Source organism: uncultured Flavobacterium sp., assembly GCF_951805225.1.
Classification (GTDB): Bacteria; Bacteroidota; Bacteroidia; order Flavobacteriales; family Flavobacteriaceae; genus Flavobacterium.
Genome location: NZ_OX638201.1, coordinates 4504148 through 4511762 on the forward strand (window position 1 = coordinate 4504148; position 7615 = coordinate 4511762).

A 7615-nucleotide genomic window follows, 5' to 3' on the forward strand; every position below is an offset into this window, starting at 1 on the left:
AAGATTTCACAAAAAGAAAGGGCAAAAATTAATTATTCTATTGATTTGTAATATATTAAACCAATAAAAACAGCTGAGATCCCAATTTTACTGGGAAAAAGTACTTCTTGTGTTTTTATTTTTTTCTTACAAAAAAAGACCAGCCTTTTAAAAGCTGGTCTTCGCGAGTTTTTGTAAGAAATAAAAACTTTATCTAATGTCCATTTCCGGGATATCACCTTCAATAATTAATTCAGCTTCTGTAGATGCAATAATATGTTCGACAGAAATACCCGGCGCTCGTTCTAAAAGTTTAAAACCTTTTTCGGTCACTTCCAAAACTGCAAGTTCCGTTACAACCTTTTTTACGCAACCTACGCCTGTTAATGGCAAAGTACACTTTTTTAGTATCTTAGATTCGCCTGCTTTGTTTACGTGCATCATTGCAACGATAATGTTTTCGGCGGAAGCCACTAAATCCATCGCGCCTCCCATTCCTTTTACCATTTTACCCGGAATCTTCCAGTTTGCAATATCACCGTTTTCTGAAACTTCCATTGCTCCCAGAATCGTTAAATCTACTTTTTGACTGCGAATCATTCCAAAACTAAAAGCCGAATCAAAGAAACTTGCTCCCGGCAATGTTGTAATAGTTTGTTTTCCAGCATTGATAATATCGGCATCTTCTTCCCCGGCAAAAGGAAATGGTCCCATTCCCAAAACACCGTTTTCACTTTGAAATTCAACCGCAATATCTTCTCTCACATAATTGGCAACCAAAGTCGGAATCCCAATTCCAAGATTCACGAAATACCTGTCTTTTACTTCTTTTGCAATTCGTTTTGCAATATCTTCTTTTGTTAACATATCTTTTTAATGTGTTAATTTATTAATGTGCCAATTAGTCAATTTGATAATTAGATAATGCATTACTATGCGCAATCTATATCAATTATCAAATTATCAAATTGACTAATTATCTAATTACTTTTTAATGAAATAATCCCAAGTCACTCTCGCTATATCTGCAATTATCTTCTCTGTATCTTCTTTGCTTTCTGTGATGTTTTTTAAAAACACAGAAATTATAAAATGTTTTCCGTTTGGAAGTTTTACAATCCCTATATCATTCATTGCAACTCTTAAATTAGCATCATTTGTTTCCGAAATTCCGGTTCTGTGAGCTAATTCAGTATTTTCTGGAAGTCCCGCTTTCAACCACGTAAGTCCTCTTGAAGTTTCAACCATTATTTGATACAAATACTTGGTCGTGGCTTCTTTTAGAATTTGTCCTTTATAGAATTTTTCCAATAACTCAGTCGCTGCCAGCGGAGTCGTTGTGTTAATATAAAGATTCTCCCAGTTTTTCATTTGTTCTTCGTTGACTTTAATAACGAAGTCTTTGATTCCTTGCTTGTTGATAAATTTCTGCACCACTTTTGTGCCGCCAACTAAATCAATCAGTATATCACAACCGTTATTATCACTATGCGAAACGGTGTATCTCAATATTTTATCTAAAGTCAACTTTACATTTCCATCCGGATAATCTTCTTTCATCGGACTCCAGGTATCTTCGTGTAAATCTTTCTTTTTAACGAAAATCTCCTGTGTTAATGAAAGCTTGCCTTTATCGACCAAATCTAAAACGGTCAACGCAATATGAAATTTAAAAACGCTCATCAAAGGAGCTTTCAAGTTTCCGTTAATGCTTAAAGTATCTTTATCTTCAATGCTTTTTATAGATATTCCAACTGTTGCATTTTTACTTGCAATAATCTGATTCAATTCCTGACGAAGTTCATTTGTTGTTTGAGCAAACATCTGAAAAGACAGAAACGAAAACAGAATTATGGAGAATTTCTTCATTTAATACGGTTTTTTAAGGTTCTTATTTAATTAGAAAATGTGTCAATGAGAAAATTAGATAATTCTTTACTTTATGTAATTAATTATAAGACCCTAATTATCAAATTACAATAAATTATTTTTATTAATAAAATCGTTCAAATTAAGGAATTTAATACTATGTAATGTTTTACTTTATATAAATTACACTAAACAATTGATTTACAATAAATTTAACAAATAAAATAACACTTAACGCAATAAAGTTGCTTTTGTGTTTAGTGATATATTTATAAAAGATTTTAACTATAGAATTGAATAATATTGGACTATGTACAATCTACACAATTGTCTAATTTTCTAATTGCCTAATTATCTAATTAAACTCTCTGTCTTACGGTTCTTTGCTCTATTCTTTTCTCAAATTTTCCTCCTTGAAAAATGCGCTGTACCATAATTCCCGGAATATGAATTTGATTTGGATCTAATGTTCCAACGGGAACCAATTCTTCAACTTCGGCAATTGTGATTTTTGCAGCACCTGCCATACATGCGTTAAAATTTCTTGCAGTGCCTTTAAATATAAGATTTCCAGCTTCGTCACCTTTCCATGCTTTTACAATGGCAAACTCCGCTTTGAAGGCTTGTTCCATAATATGCATTTTTCCGTTGAATTCACGAACTTCTTTTCCTTCTGCAACTTCGGTTCCATAACCTGCCGGTGTGAAGAAAGCTGGAATTCCGGCTTGTGCAGCACGACAGCGCTCTGCTAAGGTTCCTTGTGGCGTTAATTCGACCTCAAGTTCACCTGAAAGCATTTGACGCTCAAATTCGGCGTTTTCGCCAACATAAGACGAAATCATCTTTTTGACTTGTTTTTTCTGCAAAAGTAATCCTAAACCAAAATCATCAACTCCCGCATTATTCGAAATACAAGTTAAATCTGAAATTGAAGTATTTACCAATGCTGCAATGGTATTTTCAGGAATTCCGCATAAACCAAATCCACCAAACATGATGGTCATTCCGCTTTCGATTCCTTCTATAGCGTCCTGAACGTTATTTACTTTTTTTGTAATCATAACAAACTGTCTTTATTACTGTATATTTTTGATAAAAATAAGATTTTTAGATTAAATTATAACGATTTCGTAAAAATAAATCCGCCTACGAAACCCACATTAACCGCAAAGCTCACAAAGCTTTATAAAATATGCTGTGCAAGTCTTTATTTAACTCTTTACGGTAAAATCCTTTATCCTTATTCCAAAAAAAATCCTTTTGTATTCTTCCGAATTTCAGAAGATCACAAAAGGATTTATTATTTTAAAAGAACTTTAAATTACAGTTCGAATTCATCTGTATTTTGTTCTGTTTGAGTTGTATCTTTTACTACTGCTGGTCTGCTATAGCAATCTACTTTTATCGAAAGATTTGCAGGTCTTTCAAATTCTGACTTAGAAACCTGAAGCCCAGGATCTGCATAACAAAGTTTCATGAAATAACCCCAAATTGGCAATGCTGCTGTAGCTCCTTGTCCGTAAGTTAAACTTTTGAAACGTGCCGAACGGTCTTCACATCCTACCCAAACACCCGTTACTAAGTTTGGAACCATTCCCATAAACCAACCATCTGATTGATTTTGCGTTGTTCCTGTTTTACCTGCAATTGGGTTTCTAAATACATATGGGTATCCTGTCCAACGGTTGTCTCCACTTCCTCCTCCTTCAGTTCTTAAACGAGCACCAGAGCCAGTTTCTGTAACTCCTTCTAATAACTTAATTACAGCAAAAGCAATATCTTTATTCAAAACGTCGTGAGATTCCGGAATTGGCTCGTAAATAACCTCTCCGCTTTTGTTTTCGATACGAGTTAAAAACTGTGGCTTAACATAAACTCCCTGATTGGCAAATGTGCTGTATGCTGCAACCATATCTTCAACAGTAATATCTACAGCTCCTAAAGCGATAGAAGGCTGAGGAGGAATTTCGGTTTTTACACCTAATTTATGCGTTAATTCTACAACAGCTTCCGGACCAACACGATCAATTAACTTAGCCGAAACTGTATTGATCGAATTTGCTAAACCTTGTTTTAGAGTTACCATTCCGCGGTATCTGTTGTCAGAGTTTCTTGGTTCCCAATCTGCTGTAACATTGTGACGTCCTTTGTGAATCATAAATGGTCCGTCAAGAATAGAATCACAAGGAGACATATTCAATTGTTCGATTGCAGTTGCGTAAACAAACGGTTTGAAAGTTGAACCTACTTGTCTCGCTCCTTGCCCAACGTGATCGTATTGGAAATATTTATAGTTAATTCCTCCAACCCACGCTTTGATATTTCCGGTTTGAGGCTCCATCGCCATTAAACCTGATTGCAAGAAGTGTTTGAAATAACGAATGGAATCCATTGGAGTCATTGTTGTATCACGCTCTCCTTTCCAGGTAAATATGCGCATTTTTGTTTTTACTTTGAATGAAGCAATGATATCATCTTCGCTTTTATCTGCATCTTTCATGATTGCCCAACGTGTCGAGTTTTTCATAGCCTGCATCATCAACTTATCTGTTTCTGCCTGCGTGATATTTACGAAAGGTGCATTTTTATTGTTTTTTTGCTCGATGAAAAATTGTTGTTGTAAATTTTTCATGTGCTCAGAAACCGCTTCTTCCGCATGTAATTGCATTCTTGAATCGATTGTAGTATAAATTTTCAATCCATCTTTGTAGATATCATAATCAGAACCGTCTGGCTTTTTGTTTTCAGAAACCCATTTTTTCATGTAATCACGTAGATATTCTCTGAAATAAGTAGCTGTTCCTTCGCGGTGACTTTCTAATTTGAATTTTAAAGTAATTGGCAAAGCTTGTAATCTCAATTTTTCAGATTCTGTGATCATCTTTGCTTTCTCCATTTGAGAAAGTACTACATTACGACGATTTTTTACTCCTTCTGGATTACGAACCGGATTATACAACCCTGAGTTCTTGAACATTCCCACTAAAATAGCGGATTCATCCATAGTTAAATCTTTCGGATCTTTAGAAAAATAGGTTTGTGCTGCTGAACTTACTCCAACAGAATAATTCCCAAAATCATAAACGTTGCAATACATTGCCAAAATTTCATTTTTGGTATATTGTCTTTCCAGACGAATGGCGATTATCCACTCTTTTATTTTCTGTACAATCCTGAATGGAAGAAACTTAGACCCTTCACCATGAAACAATTGTTTAGCTAATTGTTGCGATAATGTACTTGCTCCACCATTGGTTCCTAAACTAAAAACAGCTCTTAAAGTTCCACGACCGTCGATTCCTGAGTGTTCGTAAAAACGAGCATCTTCGGTAGCAACCAAAGCTTCTACCAGACTTTTTGGTAAATCTGAGTATTTAAGTTGTGATCTGTTGGTTTTAAAATATTTACCAATAACTACTCCGTCAGACGAAATAATTTCTGTAGCTAAATTGGAATCTGGATTTTCTAAGTCTTCAAATGAAGGCATTGATCCAAATAATCCCCATGATGCAAATAAAAAGAAGGCTAAAATACCCAATAAGGTATAAGCAAAAATTCTCCAGAATTTCTTTTTATAGTAGTTAATATCCTTATTACTATTAGGTTGATTGTTTTTCTTGGTGGCCATATAACTATTTTTCTAATCTTTTTGTTCTATTCTAAAACCTACGTCTGTAATACCTTCTAAAGCCTGAACTCCCGGAATTTTTCCTGATTCTCTAACAGCTTGTTTTATATGTACTTTGTATTTTCCTCTAAACTTGACATCTTCTTTATAAAACAGTTTACTTTCTTTAATGTCTGTAAAACCATTTCCTAGCAAAGTTCCATCAGGATTTGCCATTTGATATTCTAAAGTATCTACTTTGGTGAAACCGCTTGGTGTTTCTATAGCAACAATTAAAAACAAATTATTGAACGGATAATTGTTATTGTCTCTCAAATTTACAAATAAATTGTATTTTTTTGTAGAATCCAAAACTGGTAAATCAAAGGTTACAACGCTGTCTTTGTGCCATGCACTTCCAACAGATTTGTACTGATCAAATACTCTTTTTTTATCACAAGAAAAAAGAAGTATCGCTACCAAAAGAAGAATTCCGCTATTTTTTATTCTCATTTTTAGTAATAATTATAGGTTTTCTAGGTTCAGCCGGTTTATTCTCATTCGAATTTTTAGGTTTATTCGATTGATTTGGCTTATTATTATTCGGTTTGTTTCCTTTGTTTGGATTTGGATTTCCATTTCCTACTCCTGTACCCGGCTTGTTTTGATTCTGATTTGGATTCGGTTGTTGTTTCTTTGGTGCAGCCACCACTTCTGCTTCTGCATTTGGTTTGCGTTTGCGATTTGGCTTTTTCTTTCTTTTTGGCTGATCAAAACGGGTTAAACTTTCCTGACCCATTGCATTATTAAAGTCTTTTTCAGGCTCTGAAGTAATTTCAACAGCAAAATCTTCTAATGAAGAAACTTTGTTTTTCAACTTATTTTCTGCAATAATTTCTTTTACCTGATCAATTTTCAAAACGTGCCAGTTTGCAAAATTATTCGTGTAAGCAAACCACATTAATCCTTTAAAAATGTCTTGTTTTTGACAAATTGCATCTCCTTTTTCAGTCACCAATTTAGTGTCATAATCCGGAAAATCCTTCAACGCATCCATGTAAGTATCAAGCTCATAGTTCAAGCAACACTTTAATTTTCCGCATTGTCCGGCTAATTTTTGTGGATTTAATGAAAGTTGCTGATATCTTGCTGCAGAGGTATTTACACTTCTAAAATCAGTAAGCCATGTTGAACAGCAAAGTTCTCTTCCGCAAGAGCCAATTCCGCCTAAACGAGCTGCTTCCTGACGGAAACCAACTTGTTTCATCTCAACTCTGGTACTGAATTCTTTGGCAAAATCTTTAATCAAAAGTCTAAAATCGACTCTGTCATTTGCCGTATAGTAAAATGTAGCTTTCGATCCGTCTCCTTGAAATTCAATATCAGAAATTTTCATTTCCAATTTATGCTGAATTGCCAATTCACGGGCTCTAACTTTCATTTGTTCTTCGCGATCACGCGCTACAGACCAAATATCAATATCTTTTTGAGAAGCTTTTCGGTAAATTTTCGGCACTTCATTACTTTCGTGATTAACGCCTTTTTTCTTCATTTGAATTTTAACCAATTCGCCTGTCAAAGTAACAATACCAATATCATGTCCCGGTGATGCAACAGTTGCTACAATATCACCAATACTCAAAGTTAATTTTTCTGAATTTCTAAAGAATTCCTTACGTCCGTTTTTAAAACGTACTTCAACGCAGTCAAAAATAGCCTCTCCATTAGACGGGCTCATGTTTGCGAGCCAGTCAAAAACCGTCAATTTATTGCAGCTATCGGTGCCGCAAGTCCCATTATTTTTACAACCCTTTGGTGCGCCACCATCTGAGGTTGAACAACTTGTACATGCCATAATTATATATGTAGTGTTGCAAAAAAGCAACTTAAGTTCATAAACGTTTGATCGGTAAAGATAGTATTTTTTTTAGTTTGCTTTTTACTGATTATTCTAAAGCTATGTTAAAGAGATAAACACCTCATTTTTAAGTACAAGCAATTTTACCACATCCCTAAAATTGGCTTATTCTAATACTCTTTTGACTTTTACCATTAATGGAAACTGTTAAAACGAAGGAACTTTGCAAATTGAAAATTCCATCTAAATCAATACTACTTTTTATTTAATCAATTAAATAATCTGATTTATTGAATTCCTAA

General features: G+C 34.3%; 6 protein-coding genes. All 6 read right to left on the reverse strand.

Annotated features, from left to right (window positions below):
- Positions 1 to 189 precede the first annotated feature (189 nt).
- A complete protein-coding gene (locus WN975_RS18820) occupies positions 190 to 846 on the reverse strand; it encodes a CoA transferase subunit B (RefSeq protein ID WP_337967836.1) in 657 nt (218 codons plus the stop codon).
- A 117-nt stretch (positions 847 to 963) separates the two neighbouring features.
- Entirely contained in the window at positions 964 to 1848 is an 885-nt protein-coding gene (gene bla / locus WN975_RS18825; protein ID WP_337967837.1) for a class A beta-lactamase, subclass A2, read from the reverse strand.
- A gap of 359 nt (positions 1849 to 2207) precedes the next feature.
- Positions 2208 to 2909: a CoA transferase subunit A gene (locus tag WN975_RS18830; protein ID WP_337967838.1), complete on the reverse strand. Its 702-nt coding sequence runs from the start codon at positions 2907 to 2909 to the stop codon at positions 2208 to 2210.
- Positions 2910 to 3169: 260 nt separating this feature from the next.
- A complete protein-coding gene (locus WN975_RS18835) occupies positions 3170 to 5476 on the reverse strand; it encodes a transglycosylase domain-containing protein (protein ID WP_337967839.1) in 2307 nt (768 codons plus the stop codon).
- Positions 5477 to 5488: 12 nt separating this feature from the next.
- Positions 5489 to 5968 (reverse strand): gliding motility lipoprotein GldH, encoded by a 480-nt coding sequence (locus WN975_RS18840; protein ID WP_337967840.1) that lies wholly within the window; start codon positions 5966 to 5968, stop codon positions 5489 to 5491.
- The gene (ricT, locus tag WN975_RS18845; protein WP_337967841.1) at positions 5952 to 7310 is read right to left on the reverse strand and encodes a regulatory iron-sulfur-containing complex subunit RicT; all 1359 of its coding nucleotides are present in this window, start codon (positions 7308 to 7310) and stop codon (positions 5952 to 5954) included. The genes WN975_RS18840 and ricT overlap by 17 nt, the downstream gene beginning before the upstream one ends.
- Positions 7311 to 7615: the final 305 nt, after the last annotated feature.